Origin of the sequence: Citrifermentans bremense (genome assembly GCF_014218275.1) — a bacterium.
Lineage (GTDB): Bacteria > Desulfobacterota > Desulfuromonadia > Geobacterales > Geobacteraceae > Geomonas > Geomonas pelophila.
The window spans coordinates 883411-902719 of record NZ_AP023213.1 but is presented as its reverse complement, the minus strand read 5'-3'; the positions used below and the strand labels follow the sequence as shown (position 1 = coordinate 902719).

The window sequence follows — 19309 nt, the reverse complement described above, 5'->3', positions numbered from 1 at the left end:
AGCATTGATGCCATCCGCTATTGCCGCTCCATCTCTTTGCTGTAGAGCACAACGCCCAGCCGGTCTAGAAAAAACCGCCCACCAGCCTGAGGCTGAATGGGCGGCGTTGAGGTCATCTAAAAGAGCTCGTTCGGCTTCAGAAGCGCTCCCCGATCTTCTGCCAGATACGCTCGGCAAGACGGCGCGTCACCTTGGCGATGGCGGCCTCCTCCGCGTTTTGCTGCAGCGCGATGTTGGCGTTGACCGGGTAGACCTGCTGCTCGGTGAGCTCCCCCTTCCAGAGCACTTTCTGGGTGCGCTTCTCGCGCAGGGTAGCCTGCACGGTCAGCGCCGCCGCGTACTCCTGGATGGCATCGAAACGGTTGTAGGATACCGGCGTAGTGGTGTAGGAGAGCACGGTTCCGGAGAGGTCAAGTTGAGCCTTGTCCCCGGGAAGCACCCGCTGCCCTGTGCGCAGCGCGAACTCGTCGATGAGATCACGAGCAAGGACCCCTTCCACACCAGAACGGAACGATTTGTTGGTGAAGAGGACGATGTCGACGCCGTTGGCATCGGCAAGGGGCCCCCTCTGGACCACCGGGCGGTACCCGCAGCCGCCCGCCAGAACCAGGAGCAAAAGCGCCAGGACTATCGTTCTCAGGATCGTGCTCCTTGCCGGTTTGCCGCCACGGTTACGCAACGACAATGCTCACAAGCTTGCCGGGGACGTAGACGACCTTCTTGACGTCCTTCCCTTCGAGATACGGCTTGATCTTGTCGTCGGACAGGGCAGCAGCGCGGACCTCTTCTTCCTTCGCGTCGGGGGCGACGGTCAGCTTGCTTCTGAGCTTGCCGTTCACCTGGATCACCACGGTCACCTCTTCGTCCACCACGGCGTCGGCATCGTAGCCGGGCCAGCCGGAAGCTTCCAGCACGGTCTTATGCCCCAGCTGGGACCAGAGTTCTTCGGCGAAATGCGGCACGAAGGGGGCCAGAAGGCGCACCACCGATTCCACAGCCTCGCGCACCACGGCGACGTTTTCCGGCGCGTCCTTGCCGGCAAAGGCCTGGATGGCGTTCACGAGTTCCATGACCGCGGCGATAGCAGTGTTGAAGTGGAAGCGCTCCTCGACGTCCTCGCTCACCTTCTTGATGGTCTTGTGCACCGCGCGCCTGAGTTTCTTGGCTTCGGCGCCGAGGCTATCCGGCTTCACGGCGCCCGCCTCCCCGATCACGGGGAGCACGTCGTACACCAGGCGCCATACGCGGTTCAGGAAGCGGTAGCTCCCGTCGACCCCCTGGTCGCTCCAGTCCAGGTCCTTCTCGGGGGGAGCGGCGAAAAGCGAGAAAAGACGCGCGGTGTCGGCGCCGTAGCGCTCGATGAGGGCGTTGGGGTCGACCACGTTACCCTTGGACTTGCTCATCTTGGCGCCGTCCTTGATCACCATCCCCTGGGTGAGGAGGTTGGAGAACGGCTCATCCACGTTGCAGTAGCCCATGTCCCTGAGCACCTTGGTGAAGAAGCGGGCGTAGAGCAGGTGCAACACGGCATGCTCGATGCCGCCGATGTACTGGTCCACCGGCATCCAGGCCTCGACCTTTTCCCGGTCGAGTGGGCCCGCCGTGAACTTCGGCGAGCAGTAGCGCAGGAAGTACCAGGAGGACTGCACGAAGGTGTCCATGGTGTCGGTCTCGCGGCGCGCGGCCTCGCCGCACTGCGGGCAGGTGCAGGTGGTGAAGCTCTCCACGCGGGCCAAGGGGTTACCCCCCTCTCCGGTGAACTCGGCATCCATGGGAAGCACGACCGGGAGGTCGGCCTCGGGGACCGCCACCACGCCGCAGAGGTCGCAGTTGATCACCGGAATCGGGTTGCCCCAGTAGCGCTGGCGCGAGATGCCCCAGTCGCGCAGGCGGAAGTTGACCGTCTTCTTGCCGATCCCTTCCTTCTCCAGGAAGTCGGCGATGGCCTCCTTGGCGTCGGCGTTCGCCATGCCATCGAAACGGCCGGAATTGACCATGACGCCATCGGCGGTGTACGCCTCGGTCATGGTTGCCGGATCCAGGGCCTCACCTTCGGGCTGGATCACCACCTTGAGCGGGAGGTCGTATTTCTTCGCGAACTCGAAGTCGCGCTGGTCGTGGGTCGGTACCGCCATGACGGCGCCGGTGCCGTAATCCATCAGCACGAAGTTGGCGAGGTAGATCGGCATCTTCACGTTGGTGACCGGATTGATGCAGTAGGAGCCGGTGAAGACACCCTCCTTCTCCAGGTCCTCCGCCCCGCGCTTGATGCGGTCGGTCTTCTTCACCTTGTCGATGAAGGCCTCGACCTCGGCGCGCTGGGCGCCGGCGGCGAGTTCCAGCGCCATCGGGTGCTCGGCGGCAAGGGACATGAAGGTGGCGCCGAAAAGGGTGTCCTGCCTGGTGGTGAAAACCTTGATCTTGGAAAGCCCGCTCTCCAGGGGGAAGTCGATCTCGCAGCCGGTGGAGCGCCCGATCCAGTTCCTCTGCATGGTGAGGACCCGCTCAGGCCAGCCGGTGAGCTTGTAGGTATCGTCGAGGAGTTCCTGGGCGTAGTTGGTGATCCTGAAGGACCACTGCTCCAGCTCCTTCTGCTGCACCGGGGAATCGCAGCGCCAGCAGCAGCCATCCTCTACCTGCTCGTTGGCGAGCACGGTCTCGCACTTGGGGCACCAGTTGACGGCGGAGGATTTCTTGTAGGCGAGCCCCTTCTTGTACATCTCCAGGAAGATGCGCTGCTCCCACTTGTAGTAGTCGAGGTCGCAGGTGGCGAGCTCGCGGTCCCAGTCGTAGGAGAGCCCGAGCCTTTTCAGCTGGCCGCGCATGTAGGCGATGTTCTCGTAGGTCCACTTGGCGGGATGGCTCTTGTTCTGGATGGCTGCGTTCTCGGCCGGCATGCCGAACGCGTCCCACCCCATCGGGTGCAGCACGTTGTACCCCTGCATCCTCTTGAAGCGCGCGATGACGTCGCCGATGGAGTAGTTCCTGACGTGACCCATATGGATCTTCCCCGAGGGGTACGGGAACATCTCCAACAGGTAGTACTTCTTCCTGCTGGGATCCTCGTTTGCCTTGAAGCTGTGGTGCTCAGCCCAGTAACCCTGCCATTTCTCCTCAACCGCTGAGGGAGCGTATTTCTCTTCCATTTAAAACCCGCCTTCCAGGCGTCCGGTGGGACGCGCGTTATTTGTTGAATGAATTGCAGTTGCTGTAAAACCAGTTGTTCGTTTGAAAACCCAGGGCCGGGATGAACCTGGAGCCTTGGCGCCAGGCCGCCGTCACCATGAAGGCCGCCCGCCCTGCGCTACCGGAGCAGGTTTGCGGCGGAGCCGCTGAAGGGCTCCCGGTCTTCTGCGCCTGGGCCGGAAATGCCGCGGCAAGCCCTCGCCTCTAGGCGATCCTGAGCAGGCTCTTCGCCACGTCCAGTATCTTCGTGGGCTGGATCGGCTTGGTGATGTAGTCGTTCGCCCCGAGAGCCAGCGCGCGCTCCCGGTCTTCCTGCGCCCCTTCGGTGGTGATCACCACGATCGGGATCGCCTTGTAGTTGGCGTCGTTTCTCACCAGGCTCACCAGCTTCAACCCGTCCATGATCGGCATGTTGATGTCGGTGAGGATCAGGTCGAAACGCTCCGAGGAGAGCTTTTTCAACCCGTCGACGCCGTCGTTGGCCTCGACGATGCGGACCCCGCGGATCCTTTTCAGGGCAAAGGCGATGAGCTGCCTCATAGTCGGCGAATCTTCAACTATCAAAACGTTGTAATCTGACATCTGACCTGTATCCCCCATTTCAATAGCTGATTATTTGGTCAAGAGATCGATGAATCCCTGTATGGTCGACAGCTTGCGCTCCGAATCGCTGTAGAGCCTGGAGCTGAAGATGGCGGTCGCCGCGTGCCCGGCTAAAAGCGTGAACAGCTCGTAGTCGACCGGCGCGAATTCCTTTTTCTGCATCAGGAGCTTGTAGATGGCGAGGACGCCGATCACGTGTTCCTTGATCTTGAGCGGGATGCAGACCATCGGCGCGGTGAAGTCGCGCTCGTAGGCCTCGAAGTCGGAGGCGAAATGGCTCTCGCCGGAGGTAGCCACTTCGCCGATGACGCCCTTGCCCAGCCGCACCGGCGGGATCTCGCTCCGCTCCACCCCTTCGGTCGCAACCGCCTGGATTTCGTCGCTCTTCTCGTCCAGGAGCATGATGGCGAACTCCTCGGCGCCGATCAGGTTGATGATGATCTCCGTGATGATCTGGAGCACCTCTTTGAAGTCGAGCGTCGAGTGCAGCTGGTAGCTCGCGATGTAGAGGTTGGCGAGGTTGTTGTTCTCGTCCTCGATCTCCAGATAACGCGCCGCGAAATCCTGGTTCTCCTCCTCGACGTGCCTGATCCGGTCCAGGATCTCCTGCTTCTCGGCTTCGAGGTCGGCGATCCGCTCGGTGAGCTTCCTCACGTCGGCGCCGGACGCGGCCTCGCCCCCAGAGCTCTGGAACTTTTCGAGCTCGAGCACCCGGTACCGCAGCCGCTCGTTCTCCTTGAGCAGGTCCTGGGTGAACTCGGCCCCCTTCTTGAAGACTTGCAGGAACTCTTCGCCCCTGGTGTGAACCGTACGTTCCTCGTCCTTTTGCATGCGCACTCCGGTTTCTTCTTGTTGTCAGTCAAACCGCGGCATGAAGCCGCAGCGATGCATGATCTCGCGTGCCATGGCGTCCATGGGCACCACCTTGTCCACCAACCCCGTGGCTATCGCCTCCCGGGGCATGCCGAACACCACCGCGCTCTCCTCCGACTCCGCCACGATCTGGGCGCCGGCCCGCTTCGCCTCGCGCACACCGAGCGCGCCGTCGTTGCCCATCCCCGTCAGCACCACCGCCAGCATCCGCTTCTGGTAGATTTCCGCGCAGGAGCGGAGCATGACGTCTACCGACGGGACGTAGCGGTCCTTGGGCCCAGGCGCGACGATGCGGGCCACCACCTTGTCGCCCATCCTTGCGAAGACGAGGTTCTTTCCGCCCGGCGCTATCAGCGCCCGGCCCGGGAGCACCTCGTCGCCGTCCTTTGCCTCCCTCACCTCGAAGCCGGTGCTGCGGTTCAGCCTCTCGGCGAAGGCCGTGGTGAAGCCGGCGGGCATATGCTGCGAGATCACCATGGCGAAGGGGGGCGCATCCTTGAAGGAGGCGAAGATCCGCTGCAACGCGGGAGGCCCCCCGGTGGAGGCCCCTATGGCCACGATGTCGATGGCCGCGGCCTCCCCGGCAGCCGGAGCGGGGATGGTCAGTTCCGGGGCGGGAGGCTCCGGCTCGCTCCGTTTCTGCACCCGCGCCATGTTCAGCTTGAAGACGCTCAAGACCTTCTCGTGCAGGTCCTGCTGGATCTTCAAAAGCTCGTCGGAGATCACGCTGGTGGGCTTGGCGATGAAGTCCACCGCCCCAAGCTCCAGCGCCTTGAACACCTTCTCGTCGCCGCTGGTCGAGCTGATCACGATGACCGGGACCGGCGTGTTGGCCATCAGGATGCGCAGCATGGTGAAGCCGTCCATCCTCGGCATCTCGAGATCGAGGGTCACCAGGTCCGGGGTCAGGTCGATTACCCTGCGGATCCCCTCCTCCCCGTTGGTGGCGTACCCCACCACCTGGACCCCGGGAAGCTCTTCGAGCATCCTCGTGATGGCGCGGCGATTATATGCCGAATCGTCGACTACTACTACCCGTATTCTTTTCACGTCACTACTCCGCCGCTGGTTCTGTCTGTTTTCTGGTAGACCATGTCGTTTTTCAGGTGCTTCAAGGCGAAGCTCGTCGTGATGTTCATCAGTGATTCGGAGTGCCCCAAAAGAAGGTACCCCCCGCCCCTGAGCGTGTTGTAGAAGGCCTCGATCACCTTCTTCTTCGAAGTCTCGTCGAAGTAGATGATGACGTTGCGGCAAAAGATGACGTCCATCTTCCCCAATAGCGCCAGGCGGTTCTGGTCGAAGAGGTTCATCTGGCTTATGGTGACCAGTTCCCGCACCTCGTCGTTGATCCGGTATCCCCCCTCCGACTCGGTGAAGAAGCGCTTGATGTAGCGCTCCTCGGTGGCCCGGAACGAGGCCTTGCCGTAGACCCCCTTGCGGGCGTGCTGCACCACCCTGTGGCTGATGTCGGAGCCGACGATGTCTATGCGCCAGCCGTCAAAGCACCCAAGCTCCAGAAGGAGCATCGCTATGGTGTAGGGCTCCTCCCCCGTGGAGCAGCCGGCGCTCCAGATGCGCAAGGTGCGGTCGCGCTGTTTCAGCTTCGCCAGCTCGGGGACGATCTCGTCGGTAAAGGCCCGCAGCTGAAACGCCTCACGGAAGAAATAGGTCTCGTTGGTGGTGAGGAGATCCATGATGTCCGAGATCTCCTGCTCCTTCTTGCGGTCGTACTTGAGGAACTGGTAGTACTCCCTGAATCCTGAGAGGTTGTGCAGGGTGACCCTCTGCAAAAGGCGCCGGTCCAGGAGGTATTTCGAGTCCTCGTCGAAGAAGAGGCCGCAGTGATGGTAGATCAGGTCCCTGATCAGGCGGAATTCCTCTTCGGTCAGATGCAGTTCGGGTTCGAAGAACGGCATCAGCGCAGCCTGTCGAGCAATGCTATGATCTCGTCTCGCACCAACTGGTCCGACTCCCCCGCCAGCGCCCGGTCCAAAATGGGCACGGACTCAGCCCCCTTAAGCATCGCCAGGGCACGCACGAAGCTGCGCCTCACCATCCAGTGCGGATGAGCAAGAAGTGCGTCGCAGTGGGCCGCGATCCACCCGCCGCCGAACCCCGACAGAACCTCTATCGCCGCCTCGACCACCTCTTCGTCGCCGTGAGAAAGCGCCTTTTCGACCGGGGCGAGCGCCTTTTCCCCGCCAAGCGCCGCCACCGTCGAAAGTGCCGCGATCAGCACCGGTCCGCTGGCGTGGTCCAGCAGGGCGACTACGTTCTGAAGAGCGCCGCTCTCCCCGAGGGCGGCAAGACCCTTGAGCGCCGTCGTCTGCACCCAGGGATCCGTATCGTTAAGTGCCAAAAGCAGCGGTCCCAGCGCGTCGGGTCCCCCGCGATCCGAAAGGGCATGCGCCGCAGCAAGGCGCACCTCGGGTTCCTCGTCCGAGAGCGCGAGCGCCAGGTGCGAGACCACTTGGGGAAACTCGACCCGGGCCAGCGAGGAAACCGCCGCCTGGCGCACCGAGGCGTCCTCGTCCTTCACCAGCGGGGGAAGCCGCTCCCCGTCGGAAAGGGCCCCGAGGATCAAAGCCGCGTTGCGCCTCTTGGCGGGAAGCTGCGCGTGCATCAGTTCCGAGGCGAGCGCGCTCAAGGTGGCGGGTTCGGTGGCCGCAAAGCCCCGCAGCCCCTCCAGGGCCGCCTCGCGCACCTGCGGCTCGCCGTCGTCGAGCAGCTCTGCCAGGCGCGTCACGGCCCCGGCGGGCTTGAGCCGTCCCAAGGCGAGCGCGCAGCTGCGCCTGACCTCGGCACTGTCGTCGAGGAGCCCGTCGAAGAGGAGCTTTTCGCTGCCGACGTGGCCGAATTCGGCGATCAGCTGCGCGGTGACGCCGCGTTCGATGGGAACCGCAGTGGGGAAGTGCTCCAGGAGTTCCGGCATCAGTGAGGGGCCGACACGCCGGAACGCGTCGATGCAGACGCTTCTGAGCCGCTCGCTGCGGCAGACACGCAGAAGCGGGAGCGCCGCCCGTGCGTCACCGATGGTCCCGACGATGCGGACCAGCGCGTCGAGTACCATTGGGTCCTCGCTGTGCAGCGAATCGATCAGCTTCTTCGCTACCGGTCCCCCCTCAAGTCTCTGCAGGGGGAGGTCCACCAAAGCGCTCTGCTTTTCAGCCGGCAGGCGCTCTCTTACCCGCATCAGTGCCATGGCGGCCGCCTCGCGTGCGTTCTTCGCCTTCTCCTGGAGGCCCTGCAGCAGTATGGGAAGGCACTGGGCGTCCCCCAAGACGCCGAGGCAATCGTAGGTCGCGCGCCTGAGCAGGCTCTCCTTAAGCAGCGGGGCCAGCGAGACCAGCGGCACCGGGGCCCCGATGAGGGCCAGGGCGTCCAGCACCGTGAACTTGAGCCAGATCTCCCCCCCCTCCAGCACCGTCAAAAGGTGCGGCAGGGCGCGCTCGTCGCCGATTTTGCCCAGGTTCTCGGCGGCAGCGACCCGCACGTTCATGTCGTCGTCGTCGAGCGCCCGGACCAGGAGCGGGAGGCACTTGTCGCAGCCGATGTTTCCCAGGATGTCGATGATGAATTTGCGCAGGTCGGGGTCAGGGTCGTTCAGGTGCGCGCAGAGGTGTGGAACCGCGGCGGCGCCGATCTGCTCCAGCGCTTCCACTGCCGAATTCCTGAGCCCCGCGTTCTCCGAGGCGCGCAGGGCCCCGATCAGGGCTTCGAGCACCTCCGCTTCGTGCGGTTGCGCCTTAAGGACCGCCGTGACAGCCTCCTTCCTGACGCGCCAGCTTTCGTCCCCCATCGCCTTGAAGATGAGCTGCGTGCTGCTCGGGAAAGGGTGGGACCTCAGGGCCACCACGGCAAGGCGCCGTTCCTCCTCGTCGCGGCTGCCGAGTTTGATCGAGATATCTTCCAGGACAGTAGCCAGAGGTGACTCCTAGACGCTCAGTTCGGCGCGTTTTTTGGCGATAACTTCCTCGAAGGCTTCCTCGAGGAAAGAGGTGGTGTCGCGCACCTGCTGGGACACCCTTTGCCGGTAGAGGTTTTCCCCTTCCCGGATGTCGTCGGCTAGGAGCTGGTAGAACGTTCCCTCCCGCACTCCCTGCTCGACCTTCCCCTGGTTGTAGAGGACGATGTCGGAGACAATGATCCTCGCCAGGCGCCGCGCCTTCACATGCTCCGGCGAAAGCTCCGCGATAGCCGGGGCAGCCGCGGTAGCCGGCGCGCTGTCCGACCTCTCCGGCTGGACCGCCGCTGCAGGCTCTGCCGGTGCTGCCTCCACCGTGGAGGTTTCGTCCACCTCGCACTGACGGATCTCGCTGCGGGTCTCCTCCTGCGCGGCCAGCTCGGTCTCGGTCGGGCTTTGAACCTGCGGCTCGCTACCCGAGGTGAGGCGGTGAATCATGGGAACCAGCGAATCGGGGATGTGGTGCTTCTCGATGTAGTCGTCGGCGCCGTACAGCGAATTGGGGGACCTCTTGTAGCGGGTCTTGTCGTAGATGGAGGCGATGAGCACGATCTTCACGCCGGCAAGCGCCGGGTCCTGCCGCACCCGCTCGCAGACCTCGAAGCCGAACATGGTGGGAAGGGCTACGTCTAAAAGCAGCACCTCCGGCTTCACCCGCTGCACCGTCTCCAGCGCCTCTTTCCCGTCGGTGCACAGATAAAGCTGGAACGGCTCGCTGGCAAGCACCTTCTCGACGGCCTGGCAGAACGCCGCGCTCTCGTTGGCGACCACCACCTTTAGTTTCGCCGGCGCGCCCTCGCCACGCTCCCCCTTGCGCACCAGGCGGAACACAGCCCGGCAGTTGGAGCAGCGAAGCTTTTTAGGCTGACCCGGAGTTCCCGGATCCACATTGAACCTTTTCTTGCAATTGGGGCAGACAATCAGCATGCGGAGCTCTTTTTTTCAGTGGAAGTACCCCCCTTTTTGGGGGAGAAGATGCCGAGCTCGGCCTTTTCCTGGAAAGTAAGCAGAGCGTCTATGTTGAGCAGCATGACCGGCACCTCGCGCACCAGGCAAAGCCCGACCATGTATTCGCCGCCGACGATGCGCACTCCCCGCGGCGGCGCCTTAAGCTCCCTGAGCGGAATGGTGATCATCTCGGTCACCTCGTCCACCATGAGCGCTATGGGCTGGCCGGAGATGGAGAGTATCAAAAGGCGGGCGGTTTCGGTGTTTTCGGCAGGCGGCAGCCCGAACCTCTTCCTGAGGTCCACCACCGGAATCACGTTGCCGCGCAGGTTGATCACCCCCTCGACGAAGGGGAGCGCCCGGGGCAGCGGTGCGAGCTTAGGCACCCTTATGATCTCCCTGATCCTCATGATGTCGACGGCGTAGAGCCCGTCTCCCATCTTCAGGCAGGCCACCTGTATTTCCTGCAGCTCCTGTGTCGTCAAGAACGGTCTCCCCTGCCGGTCATCCGGTTCCCCAAAAGCCCCCCGATCACCTCGAGCACCTTAACCGACTTGAAGGGCTTGGTGATGTAGGCGTCTGCCCCGGCGACGCGGCCCGCCTCCAGGTCGCGGCTGCTCTTCTTCGCCGTCAGCATGACCACGGGTATGGACCTCGTGTCGGGGTCCTCCTTGATGCTGCGGCATACCTCGAACCCGTCCATGTCGGGAAGCATGATGTCGAGCACCACGAGATCCGGCCGATCTTGCGCTATGGAACGCAAGGCATCGAGCCCGCCCCTGACGCCGGTCACCTGGTAACCCTTTGAGGTGAAGAGGATGCTCTCCAGCTTGAGCAAGCTCTCTTCGTCTTCCACAACGAGGATCCTGTTCTTATCCATGCGATTGCCTCCCCGTCTGCTACAAAAGCCCTACGTCCAGCACCTTTTCCATGTCGAGCAGGATCAGCATCCTGCCGGCAACCCGGCCGATGCCGAGCACGAATTCACGGTCGATCCCTTCCAGCACCACCGGGGGTGGCTCGATCCCCCCCTCGGGTATGCGCACCACCTGTACCACCTCGTCGACCAGCACCCCCGCGAAGCCCCCCTGGCGATTCACCACGATGACCCGTTCGCGCTCCGACGGCGCGCCGCCGGAAAGGCCCAGCCGCACCCGCATGTCGAAGATGGGGATGATGTTGCCGCGTAAGGAGAGTATGCCGCGCACGAACTCCGGCACCCGGGGCACCTCTGTCACCTCGCGCGGCTTGATGATCTCCTTGATGTCCATGATGCTGATGGCGTATTCCTCGTTCGCCACCCTGAAGCAGAGGAGCTCCACGCTCGCCGCTGCCACCTCGTCCTGCTGGGAAATCTCGCCGTCGAAGGAAGCGGTTTCGCGTCCCCTGAGGATGACGGCGGCGGGGTCGAATTCATCCGGATCCTCGTCGTCGGCCGCCCCCTGGAACTGCGGGCTCGTCTCCGCCTGCCAAAGAAGCTGGCCACTTTGCTCCAGCGGCTCGTCGAACTCCGGCGCGGGAAACTCCTCGGCGCCGAAATCCTCGGCGGGAAAGTTAAGCGGCGGTTCGTCTTCCGTTGCAGCCGGGGACGGATCGATGACGGGGATCTGCCACGAGGCGACCGGCGCGGGGCTCTCTCCCCCGGCGCTGCCTTGCGTCTCTCCCCTGAGAGCCTTCTTTCTGATCTCGGCTAGATTCATAGTCCCAAACCCGTTTTGCGTTCTGTCTGCTGCATTTTCTAGGAGAGCAGCTCCGCCGCGGTCTCCTCGACGATGGAGGCGTCGATCCAGGAAGCGTCCCGCCCGAAGCCGATGAGAAGCGCGTTGGTGGCGACGGCGTTGATCCGCCGCGGCACCCCGCCGGAAAGCTCGTAGATCCTTTGCACCGCGTCCGGGGAGAAAAGCCCCGGCTCCCCGCCGGCCGCGACCACCCGGAAATCGAGGTACTCCAGTGTCTCCTCGAGTCCCAGGGGCTCCAGGTGGAAGTTGAGCGAGATGCGCTGGCGAAACGGCTCGTAAACCGGGGAGGAAAGCATGCCGCGCAGCTCGGGCTGCCCCATGATGATGACGCTGACCAGGTTCCTGTCGTCTAGCTGGAAGTTGGTCAAAAGCCGCAGCTCGTCGAAGAGCTCGCGGTCCGGTATCAGCTGCGCCTCGTCGATGACGACCACAGGGATGCGCCCCTCGCCGTGCATGCGGTACAGCGCCCCGGTGATCTCCTGCAAAAGGAGGTCTTTTTGCAGCGGGGGGCTCTCCACCTCGAGGCCGGAGGCGATCACGCGCAGAAGCTCGTCGGCGGTGAGCCTTGGGTTGAACACGAACAGGAAGTGGTAGCGGTCCCCCATCCGGTCCATGAGCGCCCGGGAAATGGTGGTCTTGCCGCAGCCGATCTCGCCGGTCAAAAGGGCGATCTCGCTCTCTTCCACCGCGTACTCAAGCCGCGCCAGGGCCTCCTGGTGCCCGGCGCTCATATAGAGAAAGCGCGGGTCGGGGGTCTTGCTGAACGGCTTTTCGGCCAGGCCGTAAAACTCCTTGTACATCAGGCACTCCCCCGGGTCGCCTCGCTGATCACACTCCCCACGTCGAGCACCAGGATGGTGCGCTGGTCCCCCAGGTCCGCCGCCCCCGAGATCCCCCGGAAGCCGGCGAAGGTGTCGCCGATGGATTTGATCACGATGTCCTGCTGCCCCAAAAGGTCGTCGACCACGACCCCCAGGCGCTTCTCGGCAACCCCTACCACCACCACGTAGCACGACTCGGGGGGCGCCTCCCCCCCCTTCAACTGGAAGAATTCGGAGAGGCGCAAAAGGGGCAGGGTGGCCTCGCGCAGCTGGATCACCTCCTTGCGCTCCACGGTCTTGATCTCCTTTTGCTCCACGATGATGCTCTCGAGCACGGAGGTGATGGGAAGCGCGTAGGTGCGGCCGGCCGCGGTGATGATGAGCGCCTTGATGATGGCGAGCGTGATGGGGAGCGTGATGATGAAGCGCGCCCCCTGCCCGGGGTAGTTCTCCACGTCGATCATCCCCGAGAGCGAGGCGATGTTAGTGCGCACCACGTCCATGCCGACGCCCCGGCCGGAGATCTCGCTCACCTTGTCGGTGGTGGAAAAACCGGGGCGGAAGATGAAGTCGAGCGCGTCGCGGTCGCTCACCTCGTCGACGGAGCCGATGATCCCGAGCTGCAGCGCCTTCTTTTTCACCCGGGAGACGTCGATGCCGCCGCCGTCGTCGTGCACCTCGATCACAACGTGGTTACCCTTCTGGTAGGAGGAGAGGGTTATGGTCCCCTTCTCGTCCTTGCCGGCGGCAAGCCGCGCCTCGGGGGTCTCGATGCCGTGGTCGATGGAGTTTCTCACGATGTGCATCACCGGGTCGGAGATGTCCTCGATAATCAGCTTGTCCAGCTCGGTGTCAGCCCCGAAGAGCTTCAGCTCCACCTTCTTCCCCTGCTCGCGCGAGATCTTCCTGACGATGCGGGACATCTTCTCGAAGAGCTGCCCCACCGGGATCATGCGGATCTCCATGACACCCTTCTGCAGCTCGGAGAGCTTCTTCTCCAGCCCCTTGGCCGACTTGGCGAGCTCCTGGGAGGGGACGATGAGGCCGTCGCGGTGCATCCTTGCCGCCACGTCGGCGATCATGGAGTGCGACAGCACCAGCTCGCCGACGATGTTCATCAGGAGGTCCAGCTTGCCGATATCGACCCGGACCGTGCGGCTCATGCTCTTGGCGCTGATCGCGCCCGGCTCCACGGCCGCCGGGTTCGGCGCCTCCTCCTCGGCAGGCTCCCGGGCCGGTTCGGCAACGGGGGCGGGGGCGGCGGCCTGAGCAACGGAGCGCTCTTTCGGGCCGAATTCGGTGAGTTCCAGGTTGTCGCGGTCGATGAGCGGCGCGAGCTCCGCGCTATCAAGGTCGCAGCCGAAGAGGATCTCGAAGTCGATCCCACCGGAAAGTCCCCCCGACGCCGAGGGGAGGGTGCTGATCACCTCGCCCACCTGCTTCAGCTGCTCGGTGAGCTCCATCAGCTCCGAGTCGAAGCTGGCAAGCTGCAGCGAGATGTGGATCGAGTAGATCCGGCGCCCCTTCTTGACGTTCTCCAGGAGCCGGTGCTCCTCGTACTCGGTCATGGAGGATAAGACCCGCTCGGGGAGGTTCAGCCTGGCAAGCGGCGAATCGCCTCCAGCGCCGGGCTTTTTGTTGAGGCAGTCGTTTATGCGCTGCATGATGCCGGTTAGGTCGACCGGCTCCAGCACCGACTCGCCCGCGTTTCTAACCAGCGCCCCCAAAAGCTCCGTCGACTCGAAGAGCGTGCTCACCACGCCCTGGTCCAGCTCCACCTTCCCGAGCCTCAGCGCGTCCAGGAGGTTCTCCAGGTGATGCCCAAGCTCGGCGATGTCGGCAAAGCCGAACATCCCGGCGAGACCTTTGAGCGAGTGGGCCCCGCGGAAGACCGAGTTCACCAGGTCCGGGCTGCATTCGCCGCCGTCGGCGCAGTCGCTCAAGGAGACAAGGTCCAGGCTCAGCTGGTCCAGGATTTCCTCGGCCTCGGCCAGGAAATCCTTCACCGCCTTCCCTATGTTTTCGTCAACGCTCATAGACCTTCCCAAACCGGTTCAACGTTCAATGTTCAACGTTCAGCTACTGCATCTCTTCTTTTCGAGTCCATTGCGACGGCACCGTCGCGGGGCAAGTGATACGGGCACGTGTTGGGTTTTTGAACCTTGAACTTTGAACCTTGAACAGCTCCTCGGTTCTCAATCCAGGTACTTGCAGACCAGCTCCTGCAGCCGGGCCGGGTCAAAAGGCTTCACGATGTACTCGTTCGCCCCCAGTGCCAGCCCCTTTTCCAGGTCTTTCTCGCCGCTTTCGGTGGAAACGATGAAGAGCGGGATCAACTGGTAGTTCGGATTGTTGCGCACGTAGCTGATCAGTTCCAGCCCGTTTATGTCCGGCATGTTGATGTCGGTGATGATCAGGTCCACATGCTCGCGCGGCAAAAGGCGCAGGGCCTCGAACCCGCTGGCGGCCTCCACGATGGAGTACTTCTCCAGCTCATCTATCGTCGACACCAACATGGAACGCATGGTGTTGGAATCCTCTGCTATCAATATCCTCTTCACGTAAATTCTCCCCGTACCTGGTCCTGCAGCCTGCGCTGCAAGAGGGCTTTCTCCATCGCTATGCCGGCCTGGCTCAGGAATATCTCCAGCGAATCAGTGTCACCTATCGGCTTCTCCTCCGGGAGGTTGTCGCCGTAGAGCACGGCTACCACCTTCCCCTCGCTCACTATCGGCCCCACGAAGACCTCGGCCGGCCGCCCTCCGCCCAGCTGTTCCAGGAAGTGCTCGCTCCAGTGGCAGGGCTCCACCTCCCCCTTCACGGGGAACCGGGTTTCCAGCACCTCGGTGAAAAGAGAAGGCTCTCCCTTGGGTATGCTGAGATTCCTGATCCTGTAATCGGCACTTCCATCCTTGTCCTGAAGGCCGAATTGCCCAAGTCCCTGCACTGATTCCTTTTTGACCAGCAGCACCACGGCGCGGTTCACGAACTCGGCTGCGAAACGGAGCACCAACAGGATGATGCCGCCGCCCAGCTGCGGGTTGTTCAACTCCTCCAGCATCCCGCGCAGCTGCGAGATCCCGGTGCTCTGGTTTCCATGCGGCGCAGCGAGCGCAGGTTCTTCCCCCATTTCGAGCCGCAGCTCGTCGCCTATGTTGACGCTGCTGAAGCCGATTTCCTCCACGGCGCACAGGTTCGCCAAAGCCTTCAAAAGCCTCGGCGCGAAGAGGTCCAGTGCTTCCTCGAGCTCCCCCTTGAGCGGCTTGATGAGGATGGGGATCCCCATGCTGCGCAGCTTTTTCTGCGCCTCGTCGTTTTGGAAGTCGGAAAGGCCCAGAAGCGGTATCTCCGGGAAGTTGTTGCGCACAAGCTCCATCAGCTCGAGCCCCCCGAGTATCCCGGTGCCGTCCATCCTCGGCATGATCAGGTCGACCACCACTGTCGGCTGCACCCCTTCGCGGAAGAGGGTGTCGACGCGGATCAGGGCGTCCTCGCTCTTCTCCATGGCGTCGACGCGGTACCCCTGCCGCTCCAGCAACGTGGCTAGCGCGGCCAAAGTCTCAGGATCGTCATCCACAAGGACCAGGTGTTTCGCCTGTTCCGCCTCGGCAGGCTCCGAGTCCTCGAAGTCACCGGCGGGCGCTTGGGCGCCGTCTGCAGGGTCCACCGGCTGAGGCTGCGTCTCTTGATGCTCTTCTGGTTGCTGGAAGGAAGGATTGTGCGTGGGAATCGGCGCTGCGGAGGCGGCGAAGGGTTCCTGCAGCAGGTCGAAGGCTAGGTCGAGGGTCTCCTCGGGCGCGGCCGGCGCCTCCCACTCTTCCCCCGACTCGCCGCGGTGGCGCTGTTCGTCGATGATGCGGGAGCCTTCCATGGCCAGGTACTGCGGGTTCAACCCCTGTTTCAGCATGAACTGCACGGGGTCGAGCCTGGCGTTGTCCGCCTCGTTCACCTCCTGCAGCTCGAACTCGAAGGTTCCCTCGGCCCAGGCGAACAGGGAGTAGACCACGTTCTCGATCTGCTCCCTGACCACGGCTTCGATGGCGTCGGCGCTCACCCCGAAGCGGTCGATCATGATGCCGCCCAGAAGCTGGGAGTAACCCTCGTCCGCCTGGATGCTGAGGGCGCGCTTCAGGATCGCGAGGTCGATGACCCCCTGCTGGATCAGCACTTCCCCCAGGTTTTGCTGGAAGGTGGTCGAGGTGGCGCGGATCACCTGCCCGTTTCTGAAGATAACCCGCGCCTCCCTCCCCCGGCTTTCGAGGGAGAGCACGCCGGATCTCCTGCTGAGGCTGACGATCTGCAGGATCTCACCAAGCCCGAGATCTTCCAAATTGCCGACAAGACTCATGGATGCCGCTCTCTCATGGGGGGTGGGTTAAAAATTGGCATATACTAAACCATCGTTTCGGGCAAGTAAAGAATGATTTAGGCGTCTTTCTTGTCCCTGCCGCGGAAAATCAGCTTCAGAGGAGTGCCGTTGAAGCCGAAGGCCTCCCTGAACCGGTTCATTATGTAGCGCTCATAGGAGAAGTGGATCCCCTCCGGGCAGTTGGTGAACACGACGAAAGAGGGGGGCTTCACCGCCACCTGGGTCGCGTAGTAGAACTTCACCCGCCTCCCCGCGGAAAGGGGCGCGTGGTTCTCGTCCACCGCCTGAGTGAAGACCCGGTTCAGCTCGCCGGTGGTGACGCGCTTGCAGTACTGCTCCATCACCTGGTCCACTTCGGCGATGATCTTGCCGGTGCGCTGCCCGGTTTGCGCCGAGACGAAGAGGATCGGCGCGAAGGGGAGGTACTTGAAGTTGCGCCGGATCTCCTCGGTGAACTTGGCGATGCTGGAGTTGTCCTTTTCCAGCGCGTCCCACTTGTTCACCACGAAGATGCAGGCGCGACCCGCCTCGTAGGCGTATCCGGCGATCTTCGAGTCCTGCTCGGTGACCCCTTCCTCCGCGTTCAGCACGATGAGGACCACGTCGGCGCGCTCGATGGAGCGCAAGGCGTCCATGACCGAATACTTCTCCACCTTCTGGACCGTCTTCCCCTTCCTGCGGATCCCCGCCGTGTCTATCAGCAGGTAGGGTTTCTTGTTCACCGTGAAGCGGGTGTCGACCGCGTCCCTCGTGGTCCCTGCGGTCGGGTTCGCCACCACGCGCTCGTACCCCAAAAGCCGGTTCACCAAGGTGGACTTGCCGACGTTCGGGCGCCCTACCACCGCGATCTTCGTGATCTCCTCTTCCGGCTCCTTCTCCCTGTTGTAGGGGAGGGCGGCCAGCACCTCGTCCATCAGGTCGCCGACGCCGCGGTTGTGCTCGGCGGAGATGGTGTGGATGTGATCGACCCCGAGGGAGTAGAAGTCCCCCGCCTCGGCCTCCTGCTTCTCGCCGTCCACCTTGTTGATGATGTAGAAGACCGGCTTGTTGATGCGCCGAAGCATGTCAACCACGTCGCGGTCGGCAGGGGTCAGCCCCCCGCGCGCGTCCATGACGAAGAGGATCAGGTCCGCCTCGTCCATGGCGAAGCGGGACTGCTCCCTCATCTGCTGCAAGAGCCTGTCCGAGGTCTCCGGCTCGAAGCCGCCGGTATCCACCAGGATGAAGGGGATGTCGAAGCGGTTCACCTCGGCGTAGTTTCGGTCCCGGGTGACCCCGGGCATATCGTCGACCATCGCCTTGCGGCGCCCGACCAGCCTGTTGAAGAGGGTGGACTTCCCGACGTTGGGACGCCCGACGATGGCAATAATTGGTTTCATTTCGTTCCGGCGGGAAAGGCGCCCGGCTAAACCAGGTTAAAAGGCGCAGCTTTCCTTTTTAATGTATTTGACAGCTAACCGCTATCTGTAACATTTTGCAGGAGAATAAGCAACAGTTACCAGCGGATACAAAACGTCCACCCCCCTCGCCCCGTCCCCCCCCTGCGCCAGCCCCCCCGCAGCAAAACCCGATTGACGCAATTGACATTGGCCTCGTCATCTGATACGTTGGCGCTCCGCCGGCAACAGGCATATGCCCGGCCCGAGCGGCGCCGCACCTCCTCTCCCACCAACGACGCCCGAGCTGCCGACCCAGATAAATCAAACGCGACAAAAAACGGAGCGACCATGCACAAGAAGCTGTTCATCCCGGGGCCGATCGAGGTCAGCCCGGAGATACTTAGGGCCATGGGTACGCCGATGATCGGCCACCGCATGCCGGAGTACGCGCAACTGCACAAGGGCGTGACGGACAAGCTGAAGCAGCTGATGTTCACCAAGGAGCGTGTTTTCCTCTCCACCTCCAGCGCCTTCGGGGCCATGGAAGGTGCGGTCAGAAACCTGGTGGGCAAGCGCTGCGCCAACTTCTGCAACGGCGCCTTTTCCGACAAGTGGCACAACGTGACGCTTGCCTGCGGCAAGGAGGCGGACGCATTCAAGGTCGCCTGGGGCGAGCCGATCACCCCCGAACTCGTCGACTCGGCGCTTGCCACCGGCAAGTACGACGCCATCACCCTGATCCACAACGAGACCTCGACCGGGGTCATGTCTCCGCTCCCCGAGATCGCCCAGGTACTCAAGAAGTACCCGGACGTGGTCTCCATCATCGACACCGTATCCTCGATGAGCGCGCTTAAGCTCCCCGTGGACGAGCTGGGAATCGACTGCTGCGTCTTCGGCGTCCAGAAGGCCTTCGCCCTTCCCCCGGGCCTTGCCGTCTTCACCGCCAGCGAAAAGGCGCTGGAGCGCGCCAAGGGGGTCCCCGGGCGCGGCTACTACTTCGACTTCCTCGAGTTCCTGGCGGCGGACGAGAAGAACAACACCCCGTCCACCCCCTGCATCTCGCTCATCTACGCCATGGACCTGCAGCTGGAGCGCATCTTCGCCGAGGGGCTGGAGAAGAGATGGGAGCGCCACGCGCAGATGGCGCAGTTCATGCGGGCCTGGGTGCAGGAGCACGGCTTCGGCCTCTTCCCGGCGGAAGGGTACCGCTCGGTCACCCTCACCTGCGCCTCGAACGACCGCGGCGTGGACCTGGGCCTTTTGAAGAAGCAGTTGGGAGAGCGCGGCTTCGCCTTCGACGACGGCTACGGCAAGATCAAGGGGAAGACCTTCCGGGTGGCCCACATGGGCGACATGCAGTTGGAAAATCTCAAGGAAATCACAACCGAGATGGAGGGGATCCTGCAGGGTCTCTAAAACGACGA

At 63.0% G+C, this 19309-nt stretch carries 18 protein-coding genes; 2 read left to right on the top strand and 16 right to left on the bottom strand.

Annotated elements, in window-relative coordinates; all coding sequences use genetic code 11:
• Positions 1-136: 136 nt before the first annotated feature.
• Complete coding sequence (gene lptE, locus GEOBRER4_RS03850; RefSeq protein ID WP_185244299.1) at positions 137-679, bottom strand: LPS assembly lipoprotein LptE; 543 nt, start codon at positions 677-679, stop codon at positions 137-139.
• Complete coding sequence (gene leuS, locus GEOBRER4_RS03845; protein WP_185244298.1) at positions 672-3146, bottom strand: leucine--tRNA ligase; 2475 nt, start codon at positions 3144-3146, stop codon at positions 672-674. Before leuS ends, lptE begins: the two co-directional genes overlap by 8 nt.
• Positions 3147-3247: 101 nt before the next feature.
• On the opposite strand from leuS, the gene GEOBRER4_RS03840 reads away from it, so the two are divergent.
• Positions 3248-3394 (top strand): hypothetical protein, encoded by a 147-nt coding sequence (locus GEOBRER4_RS03840; RefSeq protein WP_185244297.1) that lies wholly within the window; start codon positions 3248-3250, stop codon positions 3392-3394.
• Here GEOBRER4_RS03840 and GEOBRER4_RS03835 read toward each other — a convergent pair.
• From GEOBRER4_RS03835 to der, 14 genes are all read right to left on the bottom strand, one after another.
• On the bottom strand, positions 3391-3768 hold the full coding sequence (locus GEOBRER4_RS03835) for a response regulator (protein WP_085813784.1): 378 nt from the start codon (positions 3766-3768) through the stop codon (positions 3391-3393). The two genes, GEOBRER4_RS03840 and GEOBRER4_RS03835, sit on opposite strands and share 4 nt — an antisense overlap.
• 30 nt (positions 3769-3798) lie before the next feature.
• Positions 3799-4620 (bottom strand): GAF domain-containing protein, encoded by an 822-nt coding sequence (locus GEOBRER4_RS03830; protein WP_085813785.1) that lies wholly within the window; start codon positions 4618-4620, stop codon positions 3799-3801.
• A gap of 24 nt (positions 4621-4644) precedes the next feature.
• On the bottom strand, positions 4645-5712 hold the full coding sequence (locus tag GEOBRER4_RS03825) for a protein-glutamate methylesterase/protein-glutamine glutaminase (protein WP_185244296.1): 1068 nt from the start codon (positions 5710-5712) through the stop codon (positions 4645-4647).
• The gene (locus tag GEOBRER4_RS03820) at positions 5709-6578 is read right to left on the bottom strand and encodes a CheR family methyltransferase (RefSeq protein ID WP_185244295.1); all 870 of its coding nucleotides are present in this window, start codon (positions 6576-6578) and stop codon (positions 5709-5711) included. The genes GEOBRER4_RS03825 and GEOBRER4_RS03820 overlap by 4 nt, the downstream gene beginning before the upstream one ends.
• Positions 6578-8560, bottom strand: a complete 1983-nt coding sequence (locus tag GEOBRER4_RS03815) for a HEAT repeat domain-containing protein (protein WP_226377939.1) — start codon at positions 8558-8560, stop codon at positions 6578-6580. The genes GEOBRER4_RS03820 and GEOBRER4_RS03815 overlap by 1 nt, the downstream gene beginning before the upstream one ends.
• Before the next feature lie 36 nt (positions 8561-8596).
• Positions 8597-9553: a response regulator gene (locus tag GEOBRER4_RS03810; RefSeq protein WP_185244293.1), complete on the bottom strand. Its 957-nt coding sequence runs from the start codon at positions 9551-9553 to the stop codon at positions 8597-8599.
• The gene (locus GEOBRER4_RS03805; RefSeq protein WP_185244292.1) at positions 9547-10059 is read right to left on the bottom strand and encodes a chemotaxis protein CheW; all 513 of its coding nucleotides are present in this window, start codon (positions 10057-10059) and stop codon (positions 9547-9549) included. The genes GEOBRER4_RS03810 and GEOBRER4_RS03805 overlap by 7 nt, the downstream gene beginning before the upstream one ends.
• Entirely contained in the window at positions 10056-10454 is a 399-nt protein-coding gene (locus tag GEOBRER4_RS03800; protein WP_185244291.1) for a response regulator transcription factor, read from the bottom strand. The genes GEOBRER4_RS03805 and GEOBRER4_RS03800 overlap by 4 nt, the downstream gene beginning before the upstream one ends.
• A gap of 19 nt (positions 10455-10473) precedes the next feature.
• A complete protein-coding gene (locus GEOBRER4_RS03795; protein ID WP_185244290.1) occupies positions 10474-11274 on the bottom strand; it encodes a chemotaxis protein CheW in 801 nt (266 codons plus the stop codon).
• 38 nt (positions 11275-11312) lie between these two features.
• On the bottom strand, positions 11313-12113 hold the full coding sequence (locus GEOBRER4_RS03790; RefSeq protein WP_185244289.1) for an ExeA family protein: 801 nt from the start codon (positions 12111-12113) through the stop codon (positions 11313-11315).
• The gene (locus tag GEOBRER4_RS03785; protein ID WP_185244288.1) at positions 12113-14170 is read right to left on the bottom strand and encodes a chemotaxis protein CheA; all 2058 of its coding nucleotides are present in this window, start codon (positions 14168-14170) and stop codon (positions 12113-12115) included. Before GEOBRER4_RS03785 ends, GEOBRER4_RS03790 begins: the two co-directional genes overlap by 1 nt.
• A 159-nt stretch (positions 14171-14329) precedes the next feature.
• Positions 14330-14695 carry a response regulator gene (locus GEOBRER4_RS03780; RefSeq protein ID WP_185244287.1) on the bottom strand — a complete coding sequence of 122 codons (366 nt, stop codon included), beginning with the start codon at positions 14693-14695 and terminating at the stop codon, positions 14330-14332.
• The gene (locus GEOBRER4_RS03775) at positions 14692-16482 is read right to left on the bottom strand and encodes a DUF4388 domain-containing protein (RefSeq protein WP_185244286.1); all 1791 of its coding nucleotides are present in this window, start codon (positions 16480-16482) and stop codon (positions 14692-14694) included. Before GEOBRER4_RS03775 ends, GEOBRER4_RS03780 begins: the two co-directional genes overlap by 4 nt.
• A 77-nt stretch (positions 16483-16559) precedes the next feature.
• Positions 16560-17882 carry a ribosome biogenesis GTPase Der gene (der, locus tag GEOBRER4_RS03770; protein WP_085813797.1) on the bottom strand — a complete coding sequence of 441 codons (1323 nt, stop codon included), beginning with the start codon at positions 17880-17882 and terminating at the stop codon, positions 16560-16562.
• A gap of 348 nt (positions 17883-18230) precedes the next feature.
• Between der and GEOBRER4_RS03765 the strand changes: the two genes are divergently transcribed.
• Complete coding sequence (locus GEOBRER4_RS03765) at positions 18231-19301, top strand: pyridoxal-phosphate-dependent aminotransferase family protein (protein WP_085813798.1); 1071 nt, start codon at positions 18231-18233, stop codon at positions 19299-19301.
• The last annotated feature ends 8 nt before the right edge of the window (positions 19302-19309 follow it).

Bases quoted from the DNA above. Each gene is read 5' to 3' on its own strand.
- leuS (WP_185244298.1), bottom strand. From the start codon at position 3,146: ATGGAAGAGAAATACGCTCCCTCAGCGGTTGAGGAGAAATGGCAGGGT.
- GEOBRER4_RS03840 (WP_185244297.1), top strand. From the start codon at position 3,248: ATGAACCTGGAGCCTTGGCGCCAGGCCGCCGTCACCATGAAGGCCGCC.
- GEOBRER4_RS03835 (WP_085813784.1), bottom strand. From the start codon at position 3,768: ATGTCAGATTACAACGTTTTGATAGTTGAAGATTCGCCGACTATGAGG.
- GEOBRER4_RS03830 (WP_085813785.1), bottom strand. From the start codon at position 4,620: ATGCAAAAGGACGAGGAACGTACGGTTCACACCAGGGGCGAAGAGTTC.
- GEOBRER4_RS03820 (WP_185244295.1), bottom strand. From the start codon at position 6,578: ATGCCGTTCTTCGAACCCGAACTGCATCTGACCGAAGAGGAATTCCGC.
- GEOBRER4_RS03810 (WP_185244293.1), bottom strand. From the start codon at position 9,553: ATGCTGATTGTCTGCCCCAATTGCAAGAAAAGGTTCAATGTGGATCCG.
- GEOBRER4_RS03800 (WP_185244291.1), bottom strand. From the start codon at position 10,454: ATGGATAAGAACAGGATCCTCGTTGTGGAAGACGAAGAGAGCTTGCTC.
- GEOBRER4_RS03795 (WP_185244290.1), bottom strand. From the start codon at position 11,274: ATGAATCTAGCCGAGATCAGAAAGAAGGCTCTCAGGGGAGAGACGCAA.
- GEOBRER4_RS03790 (WP_185244289.1), bottom strand. From the start codon at position 12,113: ATGTACAAGGAGTTTTACGGCCTGGCCGAAAAGCCGTTCAGCAAGACC.
- GEOBRER4_RS03785 (WP_185244288.1), bottom strand. From the start codon at position 14,170: ATGAGCGTTGACGAAAACATAGGGAAGGCGGTGAAGGATTTCCTGGCC.
- GEOBRER4_RS03775 (WP_185244286.1), bottom strand. From the start codon at position 16,482: ATGAGTCTTGTCGGCAATTTGGAAGATCTCGGGCTTGGTGAGATCCTG.
- der (WP_085813797.1), bottom strand. From the start codon at position 17,882: ATGAAACCAATTATTGCCATCGTCGGGCGTCCCAACGTCGGGAAGTCC.
- GEOBRER4_RS03765 (WP_085813798.1), top strand. From the start codon at position 18,231: ATGCACAAGAAGCTGTTCATCCCGGGGCCGATCGAGGTCAGCCCGGAG.